Source organism: Pantoea sp. UBA5035 (assembly GCF_002415245.1).
Taxonomy (GTDB): domain Bacteria; phylum Pseudomonadota; class Gammaproteobacteria; order Enterobacterales; family Enterobacteriaceae; genus Pantoea; species Pantoea septica.
Window position 1 is genome coordinate 235,986 of sequence record NZ_DICD01000027.1, and the last position, 14,879, is coordinate 250,864.

At 60.9% G+C, this 14,879-nt stretch carries 12 protein-coding genes and 1 pseudogene; 4 read left to right on the plus strand and 9 right to left on the minus strand.

Annotated features, from left to right (window positions below; translation table 11 throughout):
* Nucleotides 1-59 precede the first annotated feature (59 nt).
* From trpA to B3229_RS17995, 5 genes and pseudogenes are all read right to left on the minus strand, one after another.
* Nucleotides 60-866 (minus strand): tryptophan synthase subunit alpha, encoded by an 807-nt coding sequence (gene trpA, locus B3229_RS17975; RefSeq protein ID WP_048781904.1) that lies wholly within the window; start codon nt 864-866, stop codon nt 60-62.
* The gene (gene trpB, locus B3229_RS17980) at nt 866-2,056 is read right to left on the minus strand and encodes a tryptophan synthase subunit beta (RefSeq protein ID WP_286873051.1); all 1,191 of its coding nucleotides are present in this window, start codon (nt 2,054-2,056) and stop codon (nt 866-868) included. Before trpB ends, trpA begins: the two co-directional genes overlap by 1 nt.
* Nucleotides 2,057-2,099: 43 nt before the next feature.
* Nucleotides 2,100-3,461 carry a bifunctional indole-3-glycerol-phosphate synthase TrpC/phosphoribosylanthranilate isomerase TrpF gene (trpCF, locus tag B3229_RS17985; RefSeq protein ID WP_286873054.1) on the minus strand — a complete coding sequence of 454 codons (1,362 nt, stop codon included), beginning with the start codon at nt 3,459-3,461 and terminating at the stop codon, nt 2,100-2,102.
* A 2-nt stretch (nt 3,462-3,463) separates the two neighbouring features.
* A pseudogene (gene trpD / locus B3229_RS17990) lies at nt 3,464-5,058 on the minus strand (bifunctional anthranilate synthase glutamate amidotransferase component TrpG/anthranilate phosphoribosyltransferase TrpD).
* On the minus strand, nt 5,058-6,620 hold the full coding sequence (locus tag B3229_RS17995) for an anthranilate synthase component 1 (RefSeq protein ID WP_048781894.1): 1,563 nt from the start codon (nt 6,618-6,620) through the stop codon (nt 5,058-5,060). The pseudogene trpD and the gene B3229_RS17995 overlap by 1 nt, the downstream one beginning before the upstream one ends.
* 279 nt (nt 6,621-6,899) lie before the next feature.
* Here B3229_RS17995 and rnm point away from each other — a divergent pair, with 279 nt between their 5' ends.
* Nucleotides 6,900-7,784, plus strand: coding sequence for an RNase RNM (gene rnm, locus B3229_RS18000; protein ID WP_286873058.1), 885 nt, complete (start codon nt 6,900-6,902; stop codon nt 7,782-7,784).
* 12 nt (nt 7,785-7,796) lie between these two features.
* Entirely contained in the window at nt 7,797-8,417 is a 621-nt protein-coding gene (locus tag B3229_RS18005) for an L-threonylcarbamoyladenylate synthase (protein ID WP_033746785.1), read from the plus strand.
* 8 nt (nt 8,418-8,425) lie between these two features.
* On the opposite strand, the gene B3229_RS18010 is transcribed toward B3229_RS18005, so the two are convergent.
* Together B3229_RS18010 and B3229_RS18015 are read right to left on the minus strand one after the other, a co-directional pair.
* Complete coding sequence (locus tag B3229_RS18010) at nt 8,426-9,073, minus strand: serine protease (RefSeq protein ID WP_179944750.1); 648 nt, start codon at nt 9,071-9,073, stop codon at nt 8,426-8,428.
* A 634-nt stretch (nt 9,074-9,707) separates the two neighbouring features.
* The gene (locus tag B3229_RS18015; protein ID WP_286873064.1) at nt 9,708-11,057 is read right to left on the minus strand and encodes an MFS transporter; all 1,350 of its coding nucleotides are present in this window, start codon (nt 11,055-11,057) and stop codon (nt 9,708-9,710) included.
* Between the two features lie 225 nt (nt 11,058-11,282).
* Here B3229_RS18015 and rluB point away from each other — a divergent pair, with 225 nt between their 5' ends.
* Nucleotides 11,283-12,167, plus strand: coding sequence for a 23S rRNA pseudouridine(2605) synthase RluB (gene rluB, locus B3229_RS18020; RefSeq protein ID WP_048781888.1), 885 nt, complete (start codon nt 11,283-11,285; stop codon nt 12,165-12,167).
* Nucleotides 12,168-12,203: 36 nt separating this feature from the next.
* On the opposite strand, the gene cobO is transcribed toward rluB, so the two are convergent.
* Together cobO and B3229_RS18030 are read right to left on the minus strand one after the other, a co-directional pair.
* The gene (cobO, locus tag B3229_RS18025) at nt 12,204-12,794 is read right to left on the minus strand and encodes a cob(I)yrinic acid a,c-diamide adenosyltransferase (protein ID WP_286873067.1); all 591 of its coding nucleotides are present in this window, start codon (nt 12,792-12,794) and stop codon (nt 12,204-12,206) included.
* Nucleotides 12,794-13,555, minus strand: coding sequence for a YciK family oxidoreductase (locus B3229_RS18030; RefSeq protein WP_286873069.1), 762 nt, complete (start codon nt 13,553-13,555; stop codon nt 12,794-12,796). Before B3229_RS18030 ends, cobO begins: the two co-directional genes overlap by 1 nt.
* A 175-nt stretch (nt 13,556-13,730) precedes the next feature.
* Here B3229_RS18030 and sohB point away from each other — a divergent pair, with 175 nt between their 5' ends.
* Nucleotides 13,731-14,780 (plus strand): protease SohB, encoded by a 1,050-nt coding sequence (gene sohB / locus B3229_RS18035; protein WP_033746799.1) that lies wholly within the window; start codon nt 13,731-13,733, stop codon nt 14,778-14,780.
* The last annotated feature ends 99 nt before the right edge of the window (nt 14,781-14,879 follow it).

The window sequence follows — 14,879 nt, forward strand, 5'->3', positions numbered from 1 at the left end:
GTCGGGATGTAAAAAAGAGTGAAAAATCATGCTCCCTCAGCGGAGAGAGCATGAAAAGATCAGCGGGTAGCGGCTTTCAGGCTGCTGACAAAGGCGGTCAGTTTCGCCAGCATCTCTTCCGGCTGCGCATGGTGCTGCTCAATGATTTTCACAATCGCCGAGCCGGAGATGGCACCCGCCGCGCCTGCGCTGAGCGCCTCTTTGACCTGCGCCGGTTCGGAGATGCCGAATCCCTGCAGCGGCGGCGCGGCGTTATATTCGCGCAGTTTGTCGATCAGGCGCTGCAGCGGCAGGCTGCTGGCGCGATTTTCCGCGCCGGTCACGCCCGCGCGCGACAGCAGGTAGGTGTAGCCGCGGCCGTGAGAGGCGACCTCGCGCAGCAGATCGTCACTGGCGTTAGGCGGACAGATAAAGATCGGCGCGATACCGTGGCGCAGCGCCGCCTGGCGGAACGGCGCCGACTCTTCGACCGGCACATCCGCCACCAGCACTGAGTCCACGCCCGCTTCGGCGCAGCGCGCATAGAAGGCGTCGATGCCGTTGGCGAACACCAGGTTGGCGTACATCAGCAGGCCGATGGGCAGATCGGGATATTTCCGGCGCACGCTGCTGAGCAGCTCGAAGCACTGCGCGGTTGTCGTGCCGGCCGCGAAGGCGCGCAGGGTGGCGTTCTGAATAGTGGGACCATCCGCCAGCGGATCGGAGAAGGGAATGCCCAGCTCCAGCGCGTCAGCGCCGCCCGCGACCAGCGCGTCGATCACCTTTAACGACAGCGCCGGCGAGGGATCGCCCAGCGTCACGAAGGGCACGAAGGCACCTTCTTTGCTGGCCTGTAAACGCGTAAACAGCTGTTGATAACGCTCCATCAGATTTCTCCCTGCGCAGTCAGAATATCGTGAACGGTAAAGATGTCTTTATCGCCGCGGCCCGAAAGGTTAACCACCAGCAGCTGCTCTTTCTCTGGATTCTCGCGGATCATCTTCAGCGCGTGGGCGAGGGCGTGCGACGACTCCAGCGCCGGAATAATGCCCTCTGCACGGCAGAGTTCCTTGAAGGCGGCCAGCGCTTCATTATCGGTAATCGACACATAGTCGGCGCGGCCGATGCTGTTGAGATGCGCATGCTGCGGGCCGACGGAGGGGAAGTCGAGACCGGCGGAGATAGAGTAGGACTCTTCGATCTGACCCTCTTCGGTCTGCATCATCGGCGACTTCATACCGAAATAGATGCCGACGCGGCCATGCTTGAGCGGCGCGCCGTGCTCACCGGTCTCAATGCCGTGGCCGGCCGGCTCGACGCCGATCAGGCCGACGCTCTCCTCATTGATAAAGTCGGCGAACATGCCGATGGCGTTCGAGCCGCCGCCGACGCAGGCGATAACCGCATCCGGCAGGCGCCCCTCTTTTTCCAGAATCTGCGCTTTGGTCTCTTCGCCGATCATGCGCTGGAACTCGCGCACGATAGTCGGGAAAGGATGCGGGCCCGCCGCGGTGCCCAGCATATAGTGCGCGGTTTCGTAGCTGCCGGACCAGTCGCGCAGCGCCTCGTTGCAGGCGTCTTTCAGCGTGGCGGAGCCGCTGTGCACCGGGATCACCTCGGCGCCCATCAGTCGCATGCGGAAGACGTTCGGCGACTGGCGTTCGACATCTTTCGCGCCCATATAGATGCGGCACTTCATGCCGAGCAGCGCGCACGCCAGCGCCGAGGCGACGCCGTGCTGGCCCGCGCCGGTTTCGGCGATGATTTCATTTTTGCCCATGCGTTTCGCCAGCAGCGCCTGACCCAGCACCTGATTGGTTTTGTGCGCGCCGCCGTGCAGCAGATCTTCGCGCTTCAGGTAGAGGCGCGTTTTCGTGCCTTTCGTCAGGTTGCTGCACAGCGTCAGCGCCGTCGGGCGTCCCGCATAGTTTTTCAGCAGGTCGGTGAATTCCGCCTGAAACGCCGGATCTTTCTGCGCCTCGACAAAGGCCGCTTCCAGCTGGTTCAGCGCCGGCATCAGGATCTGCGGCACGTACATGCCGCCAAAGTCGCCAAAATAGGGGTTCAGTAGAGTCATGGTTTCATCTTCCTTTTAGGCCCGCCGCAGCGGACCTGACAAATCAGTAGGCGCGCAGCGTGCGGAAAACCGCCGCGATTTTGCTGGCATCTTTAATGCCGGGCGCGCTTTCCACGCCGGAGTTGAAGTCGAGGCCCGCGCAGCCGAGGCGCGCCGCTTCAACGCAGTTGTCTGCGCCCAGGCCGCCGGCAAGCAGCACGTCGCGTAAATCCTGATCCTGCAGCAGCGACCAGTCGAAGCGTTCGCCGCTGCCGCCGTTGCCGTTGTCAAAAACGTAGCGGTCAACGTGCGGCCAGTCGCGCGTGGGCAGCGCGCTATTGATACTGAGCGCTTTCCAGATAGCCACGGCGGCGGGCAGCGCAGCGCGCAGCTCTGCGACATAGGCGCGATCTTCATCGCCGTGCAGCTGAACGGCGCTCAGGCGCAGCGTATCGGCCATCGTGACAACGTCACCGATAGCGCTGTTGCGAAACACGCCGACGTAGCGCAGCGGCGCGCCGGCCATCACCTGCTGCGCCTGCGACGCGTCGAGTCGACGCGGCGAACCGTCGGCGAAGATCAGGCCGCCGTAAAGCGCGCCGGCCTCAAAGGCGGCGCGCGCGTCTTCCGCTCGCGTCAGCCCGCATACTTTGTTGTCGCCCAACAGCACGCGACGCACCGCGGCCGCCAGGTCCGGCTCTTCCATCAGCGCCGAGCCGATCAGGAAGCCGTTGGCAAAGTGGCTCAGCTCGCGCACCTGGGCATAGTTATGAATGCCCGATTCGCTGATCACCGTTACGCCGTGCGACAGGCGCGGCGCCAGCTGACGCGTGCGGTCGAGATCGATCGACATATCGCGCAGGTCGCGGTTGTTGATGCCGACCACTTTTGCCTCCAGCGCAATGGCGCGCTCCAGCTCCGCTTCGTTGCTGACCTCGGTCAGTACGCCCATCTTCAGGCTGTGCGCCACGGCGGCCAGCTGACGATACTCCTCGTCGTTCAATACCGACAGCATCAGCAGGATGGCGTCAGCCTGATAGTGGCGCGCCAGGTAGATCTGATAGGGATCGATAATAAAGTCTTTGCACAGCACCGGCTGGGTAAGCGCCGCGCTGACGATGGGCAGAAAGTCGAAGCTGCCCTGGAAATATTTCTCGTCGGTCAGCACCGAGACGGCGGAGGCGTAGTGGCGATAAACGCCCGCAATGGCCGCGGGATCGAAATCGTCGCGGATCAGCCCTTTGGAAGGGGACGCTTTTTTGCACTCCAGAATAAAGACGGTGCGGGCGCCCTGCAGCGCGTGGTAAAAGCTGCGGGAGGCGGGCTGCACGTCATCCTGAAAGGCGGCGAGCGGCTGTTGCGCCTTGCGCGCCTCGACCCACTGCGCTTTGTCCTGAACAATCTTCTCTAAAATCGTACCTTGCATGGTTATCCTCTTGCTGCCAGAGCGACAACGCGTTCATAGGCTTGTCCGCTGCGGATAGCCTGAAGCGCACGCTGCGCGTTTTCACGCAAATCTTCATGACCGAATACTTTCAACAACATCGCCACGTTGACGGCGACCGCTTCCTCATGGGCCTGCTGGCCATTACCCTGAAGTAATCGGGTCAGAATGTCACGGTTTTCTTCCGGCGTGCCGCCGGCCAGCGCTTCTTTGGGATGGAAGCCGAAACCGAAGTCTTCCGGCGTGAGCTGATAGCGGGTGATCTCGCCGTCGCGCAGCTCGGCGACGTGGGTTTCGCTGTGCAGCGCCACCTCGTCCATACCGCCGCCGTGCACCACCGCGGCGCGCTGGTAGCCCAGCACCTTCAGCGTCTGGGCGATCGGCAACACCAGTTCGGGGCTGTAGACGCCGATCACCGCCAGCGGCGGTCGCGCCGGGTTGATCAGCGGGCCGAGCACGTTGAACAGCGTGCGGGTTTTCAGCTGCTGGCGCACCGGCATCGCATGGCGAAAGCCGGTGTGATACTGCGGCGCGAACAGAAAGCAGACGTTGAGATCGTCCAGCGCCGCGCGCGCCTGCTCGGCGGGCATATCCAGGCTGATGCCGAACGCCGCCAGCAGATCGGAGGAGCCCGACTTGCTGGAGACGCTGCGGTTGCCGTGCTTCGCCACTTTCAGCCCGCAGGTGGCGGCGACAAAGGCGCTGGCGGTCGAGATATTAATGCTGTTGCTGCCGTCGCCGCCGGTGCCGACGATATCGGCGAAGGCGTAGTCAGGACGCGGAAAGGGTCGGGCATCTTCCAGCAGCGCGCTGGCGGCGCCCGCGATCTCCTGCGGCGACTCGCCGCGCACCTTCATGGCGATCAGCGCGGCGGCAAGCTGCGTCGGCTCCAGCTGACCGGTAATAATGGCGCTGAACAGCTGATGGCTTTCGCCCTGAGTCAGCGACTGCGCCTGATAGAGTTTTTCCAGGATGGCATGCATGATCATTCTCCCTGTGATGTCGCCAGCGCCCAGGCCAGCGTCTGCTCCAGCAGACGGGCGCCCTGAGTGGTCAGGATGGATTCAGGATGGAACTGGAAGCCGCAGACGCGATCGGCGTCGTGACGCACCGCCATCACCATGCCGTTGTAGCTGGCGTTGACCGTCAGCTCCGCCGGCGTATTGCTGCCCACCAGCGAGTGATAGCGCGCGACCGGCAGCGGGTTGCTCAGTCCGGCGAACATCGCTTCGCCGTCATGATTCACAGAGGAAGCTTTGCCGTGCAGGATCTCGCCCGCCTGGCCGACATGGCCGCCGTAGGCTTCGACAATCGCCTGATGGCCGAGGCAGATGCCGATAATCGGCAGGCGCCCGCGCAGGGTTCGCAGCAGCTCCGGCATGCAGCCGGCGTCTTTCGGCGCGCCCGGACCCGGCGACAGCATCAGCACCGGATTCTCCATGCGCTGCAGGCGTTCGGTCAGCACCGATGCCGGCACATTGTTGCGGTAGATCACCACGTTGTGGCCGAAGGCGCGCAGCTGATCAACGAGGTTATAGGTAAAGGAGTCGATGTTATCGAGCAGCAGGATATCGGCCATCAGAAAATCTCCTTGCAGTGATGGGCGGTCGCGATGGCGCGCAGCACGGCGCGCGCTTTGTTACGGCTTTCGTCCGCTTCGGCCTGCGGGTTGGAGTCGAGCACCACGCCGGCGCCCGCCTGTACGGTGGCGACGCCGTCCTCCACCCAGGCGGAACGAATAACGATGCAGGTGTCGAGGTCGCCGTTGGCGGTGAAGTAGCCGACCGCGCCGCCGTAGCTGCCGCGGCGCGTGCCTTCCGCCGCGGCGATCAGCTGCATGGCGCGCACTTTCGGCGCGCCGCTCAGGGTGCCCATGTTCATGCAGGCGCGGTAGGCGTGCAGCACGTCGAGGTCTTCGCGCAGCGTGCCGACCACGCGCGACACCAGATGCATCACGAACGAGTAACGGTCGACCTTGGTCAGATCGGCGACGTAGCGGCTGCCCGGCACGCAGATGCGCGCCAGATCGTTGCGCGCCAGATCCACCAGCATCAGATGCTCGGCCAGCTCTTTATGATCGGTGCGCATCTCCAGCTCAATGCGGCTGTCGAGATCGCGATCCAGCGAACCGTCGGCGTGTCGGCCGCGCGGACGCGTACCGGCGATCGGGTAGATTTCGATCTGGCGCGTGGCAGCGTCATACTTCAGCGAGCTCTCCGGGGATGCGCCGAACAGCGCGAAGTCGCGGTCCTGCATAAAGAACATGTAGGGGCTGGGATTGCTGTTCTTCAGCGTTTCGTAGGCGGCGAGCGGCGACGGGCAGGGCAGCGAAAAGCGGCGCGACGGCACGACCTGGAAGATCTCGCCGATGCGAATCGCTTCCTGCATCTGACGCACGGTGTCGCAATAGGCTTCGTCGCTCTGGCTGACGCTCAGCGTCATCTGCTCGACTTTCTGCACCGGCAGCGCCGGCGCGGGCTGCAGCATCTGGCCGTGCAGCTGCTCGATACGGCTTTGCAGACGCTGAAATTCGCTGGTGGAGGGACAGAACAGGCTCGCCTGCAGCGTGGCGCTGCGCGTCTGATGGTCGAGCACCAGCAGCGTTTCCGCCAGGTAGAAGCAGTAGTCGGGGCAGCGCTGCTGATTTTCCAGCGCGGGCAGCTCCTCGAAGCCCGCCACCAGATCATAGGCGAACAGGCCGCCCAGCAGCACCGCTTCGCGCTCGTCCGCTGGCGCGTTCACCAGACGTGGAATCAGGCGCAGCGCGTCGAAAACCGACAGCGCCTGCAGGCGTGAGTCTTCATCCTGCACCGCGTCGGCGGACGGAAAGTGCAGCTCGCGGCCGTCCGGACGCGGTTCGATTTTCACGCCCGCAGGCAGCGCCGCGTCGAGCAGCGGCAGCAGCGCGCGGCCATTCTCCGACAGGGCCTGTACCGTTACGCAGGATCCCAACGCGCTGACGCGCAGGGCGCTGTCGACGATCAGCAGGCTCTTCAGGTTCTGTTTGCTGTCGATATCTGCCGACTCGAGCAGCAGCGTTGCCGGACGTGCGCCGCATAACTGGTGAAACACTGCGGCCGGATCTTCGCGATAGGGCGCGGTGCCGGTAATCAACTTCACTGTAGGTTTCGCATTTGGCATGATGTTCTCTCTGAAATTCGCCTAAAAAAAAGCCCGCTTTAAGCGGGCTCGGGTCTCTGCACTGCGTTACGCAAGGGATGCTGGACGTCGCCCGTCGGGGGAAACATCGCGCCACCAGCCTGCAGAAAGCATCAAAATCGTCGCCATGACAGAGAACCCGTTTAGTTGTGAACTTGTGTACTAGTTAACGGGTTCAGCGGATAAAAGTCAATACGCTTTTTCACCCGAGCATAAAATCGTTATCATGCTGGCCGCTTCATCGTGCAGCAGGAGTGCCATTTGAACGAGATTGCCCGTTTTCCTCTTTATGATTTACACAGCCATACCCGCGCCTCCGACGGGCTGCTGACGCCCGAGGCGCTGGTCGAGCGCGCCGTCGCTATGCGCGTCGGCGTGCTGGCGATAACCGATCACGACAGCGTGGCGGGCGTCGCCGCGGCGCAGCGCGCCGTCAGCGAGCAGGCGCTGCCGCTGAAAGTACTGGCGGGCGTAGAGGCGTCGACGCTGTGGGAAAACCATGAGATTCATATCGTCGGGCTGAATATCGATATCAGCCATCCGGCGATGACCGCCTTTCTGTCGGAGCAGGCGCGCTGTCGTCAGGAGCGAGCGGCGCTGATCGCCGAGCGGCTGGAGAAGGCGCGCATTCCTGGCGCGCTGGCTGGCGCCGCGCGGCTGGCGGATGGCGGTGTGATTACGCGCGGCCACTTCGCCCGCTTTTTAATTGAGCAGGGCAAAGCCGACACGGTGGCGCAGGTGTTCAAAAGCTATCTGGCGCGCGGCAAAACCGGCTACGTTCCGCCGCAATGGTGTACAATTAAACAAGCCATTGATGCCATTCACCATTCTGGCGGCTGTGCGGTGCTGGCGCACCCAGGCCGCTACGGTTTGTCGGCGAAGTGGCTGAAGCGGCTTATCGCGCATTTCCGCGAAGCGGGCGGCGACGCGATGGAAGTGGCGCAGTGTCAGCAGGCGCCCAATGAACGCGCGCAGCTGGCGCAGTACGCCCGCGATGCCGATCTGGCTGGATCGCAAGGTTCCGATTTTCACCAACCCTGTCCGTGGATTGAGCTGGGCCGCAAACTCTGGCTGCCAGCCGGCGTCGAGCCGGTATGGGAACGTTTCCCGGCGCTGGCGCCCGCAGGCTCTAACGCGGACAGGTGATACGAGGTTTTTATGAGTCAACTGTTTCACATTCACCCGGACAATCCGCAGCCGCGCCTGGTTTCGCAGGCGGTCGACTACCTCAATAAGGGGGGCGTGATCGTCTATCCTACCGACTCCGGCTATGCGCTGGGCTGTCGACTGGAAGAGAAAAACGCGCTGGAGCGCATCTGCCGCATTCGTCAGCTGGATGGCAATCACAACTTCACGCTGATGTGCCGCGATCTGTCGGAAATCTCCAACTATTCTCAGGTGGATAACAGCGCGTTTCGCCTGCTGAAAAACAACACGCCGGGCAGCTATACCTTTATTCTGAAGGCGACCAAAATTGTGCCGCGTCGTCTGATGAACGATAAGCGTAAAACCATCGGGCTGCGCGTGCCATCCAATCCGATTGCGCTGGCGCTGCTTGAGGCGCTCAACGAGCCGATGATGTCGACTTCGCTGATCCTGCCGGGCAACGATTTTACCGAATCGGACCCGGAAGAGATCCAGCACAGCATCGGCAAGCTGGTCGATTTAATTATCGACGGCGGCACGCTGGGACAGCAGCCGACAACGGTTGTCGATCTCACCAGCGATGCGCCCGCCGTGGTGCGCGAAGGTTCAGGCGATCCCCGACCTTTCCTGTAACAGCCTGGTCAGGCGCCGCTCTGCGCCGTCTGACCAATATTCTGTTTCAGCCAGTTTTGAAAGTCGGAATAGGGAATATAGAGCGACACATCTTTTAAAACGGTTTTGCCGCTGCTGCTGCTTTTTATTTCATCGCTGAAACCGACAATGACGCCGCCCAGCGTATTATCCGCATTATAAACCGCGCCGCCCGACATCCCTTTCACGACGCCTGCATTTGACGCCATCGCCATACAGGGTTTTTTATTCCAGCTGTTGCGAATGGCGGTGCGCGCTAAATTACTGCCCGACGATTCAACCGGCATGGCGGAAATAAAACTGTAGCCGTACATTTTGACCGGATCGCCGATGGCGCCGCTGCGGAATTTCGCCAGCGTAGCCGCGTCATTCTTGTGGTAAATGATCGCCAGATCGCAATAGGGGTGATACGCCTTTACGCGCTGCACGGCAAACTTCGCCACGTGCGCCGCCGTCAGGCTATATTCAGGCGTGATGGGAATGCTGCTGCCCAGCGTGCCGAGCCCGAGAACCGTAGGAATGCCGGTGAAACTCATGTCCACGTGCTGCATTGCCGTACGGCTATATTCGGTATGGCCCACAGAGCAACCGCTCAAAGCCAGCGCAGCAAACGCCGGCCATAAGAACAGTTTTCTCATGGTGATTATCTTCATGCTGGCATGTCGGAAAATCCCTGGTGAAGATTTTTGACATGCAATTTCAGACTCATCATTGAGCCGTATTAACGCTGCATTTCCGGTAGCGCCGGTTTATTTTTAAAGAAACTGCAAAGAGTAAGTTAAATTCTCGTTAATAACTTTCGCTGGAGCAAGGCTATAAGATTAATAATACGAAAGTGATTATTTGCGTTTCTGGCTCTGATTTTACCGGTAAATAATCCACAGACAATCGATTAAGATTAATCTTAAAAAGAAATGCGAATAAATAGGGTGATAAACCAATCTGTGGTTTTAAAGGCGGGAATAAAGTGCGACGACCAAGCAGGTAACGCGTTCTGCGTAAAATTATCAGAATAATTAACTGCTGGGGTGAGCGTTGCCAGATGAAAAAATGCAGTTGAGAAGTGAGTTAAGCTTAACGCTCTTTTAATTGTATCGTAAAGCTAATGAATCCTCTGCTGCCGCCATACATTAGCAGCAGCAATCAGAGCTTACAGCACGTAAAACACTTTTCGCTTCAGCAGGTTGGCAAGAAAAACGGGCAAAATGTTGATGCGCGGCAGATTAATCATTGCCCCCCGCGAAGAGGGCAATTAACAGGAAGCCGGTCGAGTTAGCGACGCTGCCAGCTGTGATATTCCGCATTGCGCCGTCCCGGCGCAGTTTCCGGCAACCGTGCCAGACCTACCAGAGAGATCGCTCCCAGTACCCCGACATAGATCGCCAGCCCATACCAGTGGCCGTCTGTGACCTGCAGGATTTTAACCGCGGCCAGGCCGAGAATGCCGCTGCCGATCAACGAGCCGATTTGCCAGATCACCGCAATGCCGCTGCAGCGGATATGGGTAGGAAAAAGTTCGGGGAACCACGACGCCTGCGGCGCGTAACACATGCTGTGGCCCAGCGTCAGCGCCACGATCATGGCAATCTGCGTCAGCCAGTAGCTGTTCTGCTGCAGGGCGAGGAAAAAGGGCACGATGGAGAGCACGATCAGCAGCGCGCCCAGCAGATAAACCGGTTTGCGGCCGATGCGATCGGAAAGCGCGCCCATCAGCGGAATGGCGAAAATTTCCAGTATCACCGCCACAATCATGCTCTCCATCAGAATATTGTTGTCGAGCTGGTTCGCTTTGCCCCATGCCAGAATGATCACCGTAAACAGCGCGAAGGCGCAGGCTTCGATCAGCTTTGCCGCCACGCCGTTCAACACCAGCCCCGGATAAGTCTGGATCACCTCTTTCAGCGGCCGCGATTCTGCCGCTTTAGTGGCGCGGATTTCGGCGAACACCGGTGATTCGTCAATGCGCAGGCGGATAAACAGCCCGACGATTACCAGCAGCGCGCTCAGCAGAAAGGGCACGCGCCAGCCCCAGCTCATCATTTGATCCGCTGTCAGCATGGCGTTCAGGATGGCGAACAGCGCCAGCGGCAGCAGAAAGCCGGTCGGCGCGCCAATCTGCACCCAGCTGGCGAAATAGCCGCGCCGCGCGGGCTGCGCATACTCCGCGGTCATTAGCACCGCGCCAGCCTGCTCGCCGCCAACGCCGAAGCCCTGCAGCAAACGGATAACGATAAGAGATATCGGCGCCCAGATGCCGATGGTGGAATAGGTCGGCAGCAGGCCGATGCAAAAGGTACCCAGGCCGACGATGAGAATAGTGACCACCAGCGCTTTTTTACGGCCCACTTTATCGCCGATATGGCCAAAAATAATCCCGCCGACCGGTCGCGCCAGAAAGCCGACGGCGTAGGTGGCGAAGGCGGCCAGGGTGCTGACCAGCGGATTATCGCTGGGAAAGAAGAGGTGGCCGAAGAACAGCACCGCAGCGGTGCCGTAGGCGAAAAAATCATAATATTCCGCGGCGGTTCCGATGGCGGATGCGCTGGCGACCCGGCGTATTACGCTCTTGTTGTCGGCGTCTGCCGCGCTATCGCGCGCGGTTGGGGTAGAGAGAGAAGTCATAGCAGTAGCCCTTATGTCAGAGGTGGGGCTACCATACAAGTCTGCATGGAAATCTGTTGCGAAGATGATCACAGTTGTTAAATAAGAGTCACGGCGGCTATCCTGATTAAGCAGGTTACAAAACCGTAAATTAAAGGTATAATAGGCGGAATGTCATAACTTAAGTTATTGATTTTAAAGAATTTTAACCCAAATGACGCCTGGGAAGGCGACAGTGAGGCCGCTATGAGCGAAAAGTTACAGAAAGTCCTGGCACGTGCAGGCCACGGTTCCCGTCGTGAAATCGAAGCAAAAATCGCAGCCGGTCGCGTCAGTATCGACGGCAAACTCGCCACCCTTGGCGACCGCATTGAAAATGACAAATCCCTGAAAATCCGCATCGACGGTCATCTGGTTTCTATCGCCGAGTCGGCGACAGAGGTTTGCCGCGTGCTGGCCTACTATAAGCCTGAAGGCGAACTCTGTACCCGCAGCGATCCGGAAGGGCGTCCAACGGTGTTCGATCGCCTGCCGCGCCTGCGCGGCTCCCGCTGGATTGCGGTCGGACGACTTGACGTCAATACCTGCGGGCTGATGCTGTTCACCACCGATGGCGAACTGGCGAACCGTCTGATGCACCCGAGCCGCGAAGTTGAGCGCGAGTATGCCGTGCGCGTGTTTGGTCAGGTTGACGACGATAAAATTCGTCAGCTGAGCAAAGGGGTGCAGCTGGAAGATGGCCCGGCGGCCTTTAAAACGCTGCGCTTCGCCGGCGGCGAAGGGGTCAACCAGTGGTATAACGTCACCCTGACCGAAGGACGCAACCGCGAAGTGCGTCGCCTGTGGGAAGCGGTCGGCGTGCAGGTCAGCCGCCTGATGCGCGTGCGCTACGGCGATATCACGCTGCCGAAAGGCTTGCCGCGCGGCGGCTGGATGGAGATGGATCTGGCGGCGGTTAACTATCTGCGCTCGCTGGTAGGCATGGATGACGAGACGGTCACCAAGCTGGCGGTGGAAAAAGATCGCCGCCGCACCAAGGCGAATCAAATTCGTCGTGCAGTTAAGCGCCACACGCAGGTGAGCGGCAGCGGTCGACGCAGCAACAACAGCGGCGGCGGCAAACGCGGCTAATAAAAAACGCAGCTCACGGGCTGCGTTTTTTTTTGCCTACCAGTCGATGCCTTGCTGCGCCTGGATCCCGGCGTCGAAGGCGTGCTTCACGGGCCGCATTTCGGTCACGGTATCTGCGCGCTCGATGAGCGCGCGATGGCAGCCGCGCCCGGTCAGGATCACGCTCTGACGCGCCGGACGGGCCGCCAGCGCGCGCTCCAGATCGTCCAGCGGCAGATAATCCATGCTCACCATATAGGTGATCTCGTCGAGCAGCACCAGATCCAGGGTATCGTCCGCCAGCATGCGCATGGCGTGCTGCCATACCGCCTGACAGGCGGCGGTGTCGGTGGCGCGGTTCTGCGTCTCCCAGGTAAAGCCAGTGGACATCACCTGAAACTCCACGCCGTGCTGCGCCAGCAGATTGCGCTCGCCGTTGGGCCATTCGCCCTTGATAAACTGGATAACGCCCACCTTTTTGCCGTGCCCCACGGCGCGCAGTGCGGTGCCGAAGGCGGCGGTAGTTTTGCCTTTGCCGTTGCCCGTAAAGACCATCATGATGCCGCGCGTTTCCGTCGCGGCGGCGATGCGCGCGTCAACCTGCTCTTTCAGCCGCTGCTGCCGCTGCTGGTGGCGATCGTCGCCCATTACTCTGCCGCTCCGGGCTTGCGTCCGGGCTGGGCGTCGAAGCTGATGCCGGTTTTACGGCGGCTGTCGTCGCCCATGACATAAAGGTAGAGCGGCATCAGATCGGCCGGGGTTTTCAGCTTGTCGGCATCTTCCTGCGGGAAGGCGGAGGCGCGCATTTTGGTGCGCGTGCCGCCAGGGTTAATACAGTTGACCCGCAGCGACTGATTCTTATACTCATCCGCCAGCACCTGCATCATGCCTTCGGTGGCGAACTTCGACACCGCATAGGCACCCCAGCCGGCGCGGCCGGTGCGGCCCACGCTGGAGGTGGTGAAGACCAGCGAGCCGGCGCTTGATTTCAGCAGCAGCGGCAGCAACGCCTGGGTCAGGAAAAAGGTGGCGTCGAGGTTAATCTTCATGACCTGCTGCCAGATTTGCGGATCCAGCTCGGCGAGCGGCACGATCTCGCCCAGAATGCCGGCGTTGTGCAGCACGCCGTCCAGGCGCGGAAACTGCTGCGCCAGCTGGCCGGCCAGCTGTTGACAGGATGCCGGCGTCGCCTGCGCCAGATCGAATACCACGCAGTGCGCCGGGCGCAGGCCCAGCTGCGCGATCGCCTGCTGCGTCTGCTCCAGCCGCGGCAGGTTACGGCCCAGCAGGATCACTTCCGCGCCGTAGCGCGCATAGGTGATGGCGGCTTCGCGGCCAATGCCGTCGGAGGCGCCGGTGACGAGAATGATGCGGTTTTGCAGCAGGTCGCTTTTCGGTTGATAGTGCACGACGTTTTTCCTTGAGCGCGTAAACGGGTTTTTGGCTTTATGCCTCAATTCGCCGGAGGGTGCAATCATCCGCAGGCGCTTTCTGTGCCGGCCGCTGGCATTTCAGGCGACGGGCGGCGCTAAACCCGGTAAACTCTCCGATCGGTGCTAATTCTCTGTTTAATAAGGCGGCAGAATGGATTTACTCTCCAGCTATGGATTATTTCTCGCTAAAGCGGTGACGGTGGTGATCGCCGTCGCCGCCGTTGTGGCGATTATCGTTAACGCGGCGCTGCGCAAGCGCGGCCAGGCGGCCGGCCAGCTGCGGCTGACGCATCTGGGCGACGACTATCAGCAAATGAAGGACGATCTGCAGCTGGCTAAAATGAAGCCGCAGGTGCAGAAAGTGTGGCTGAAGCAGCATAAAAAAGCGGAAAAGCAGAAGGCAAAGGCGGAGAAGCGCGCCGCGAAGCAGGGCGTCGTCGAGAGCCAGAAGCCAACGCTCTACGTGATCGACTTCAAGGGCAGCATGGACGCCGGCGAAGTCACCGCGCTGCGTGAAGAAGTTTCCGCCGTGCTGGCGGTGGCGGAGAAGGGCGACGAAGTGCTGCTGCGGCTGGAGAGCCCGGGCGGCGTGGTGCACGGCTACGGCCTGGCGGCATCGCAGCTGCAGCGCCTGCGCGATCGCGGTCTGCGCCTGACGGCGGCAGTAGATAAAGTGGCCGCCAGCGGCGGCTACATGATGGCCTGCGTGGCGGATCGCATCGTGGCGGCCCCTTTCGCCATCCTTGGCTCCATCGGCGTGGTGGCGCAGATCCCGAACTTCAATCGTCTGCTCAAGCGCAACGATATTGATGTCGAACTGCACACCGCCGGGCAGTACAAGCGCACCCTGACGCTGTTTGGCGAAAATACCGACGAGGGTCGCGAGAAGTTCCAGGAAGATCTCAACGAAACGCACCTGCTGTTTAAAGAGTTCGTGCATCAGATGCGGCCGTCGCTGGATATCGACAAAGTCGCGACGGGCGAACACTGGTATGGCCGCCAGGCGCTGGCGTTAAATCTTATTGACGATATCAGCACCAGCGACGAGCTGATCATCAGTCAGATGGATGTGTTTAACGTGCTGGGCGTGCACTATGCGCGTCGCCGCAAGATGATCGACCGCGTCACCCACAGCGCCGGCTCGGTCGCGGAACGCCTGCTGATGAAGTGGTGGCAGCGCGGCGAGAAGCCGCTGCTTTAACGGCCAGCCTGCAGGCGGAGGTCTGAGCCCAAAGAGCAAAACGTTCCGCGCAAGGGAGTGCGCGGGACGAGCACGCAGGAATGCGTTTTTGCTATCAGG

What these genes read in the sequence shown, in the direction of transcription:
- B3229_RS18015 (WP_286873064.1), bottom strand. Translation starts at nt 11,057, where the DNA reads ATGACTTCTCTCTCTACCCCAACCGCGCGCGATAGCGCGGCAGACGCC.
- cobO (WP_286873067.1), bottom strand. Translation starts at nt 12,794, where the DNA reads ATGGGCGACGATCGCCACCAGCAGCGGCAGCAGCGGCTGAAAGAGCAG.
- sohB (WP_033746799.1), top strand. Translation starts at nt 13,731, where the DNA reads ATGGATTTACTCTCCAGCTATGGATTATTTCTCGCTAAAGCGGTGACG.
- B3229_RS18005 (WP_033746785.1), top strand. Translation starts at nt 7,797, where the DNA reads ATGAGTCAACTGTTTCACATTCACCCGGACAATCCGCAGCCGCGCCTG.
- B3229_RS18010 (WP_179944750.1), bottom strand. Translation starts at nt 9,073, where the DNA reads ATGAGAAAACTGTTCTTATGGCCGGCGTTTGCTGCGCTGGCTTTGAGC.
- trpCF (WP_286873054.1), bottom strand. Translation starts at nt 3,461, where the DNA reads ATGCAAGGTACGATTTTAGAGAAGATTGTTCAGGACAAAGCGCAGTGG.
- trpA (WP_048781904.1), bottom strand. Translation starts at nt 866, where the DNA reads ATGGAGCGTTATCAACAGCTGTTTACGCGTTTACAGGCCAGCAAAGAA.
- B3229_RS17995 (WP_048781894.1), bottom strand. Translation starts at nt 6,620, where the DNA reads ATGCCAAATGCGAAACCTACAGTGAAGTTGATTACCGGCACCGCGCCC.
- rluB (WP_048781888.1), top strand. Translation starts at nt 11,283, where the DNA reads ATGAGCGAAAAGTTACAGAAAGTCCTGGCACGTGCAGGCCACGGTTCC.
- trpB (WP_286873051.1), bottom strand. Translation starts at nt 2,056, where the DNA reads ATGACTCTACTGAACCCCTATTTTGGCGACTTTGGCGGCATGTACGTG.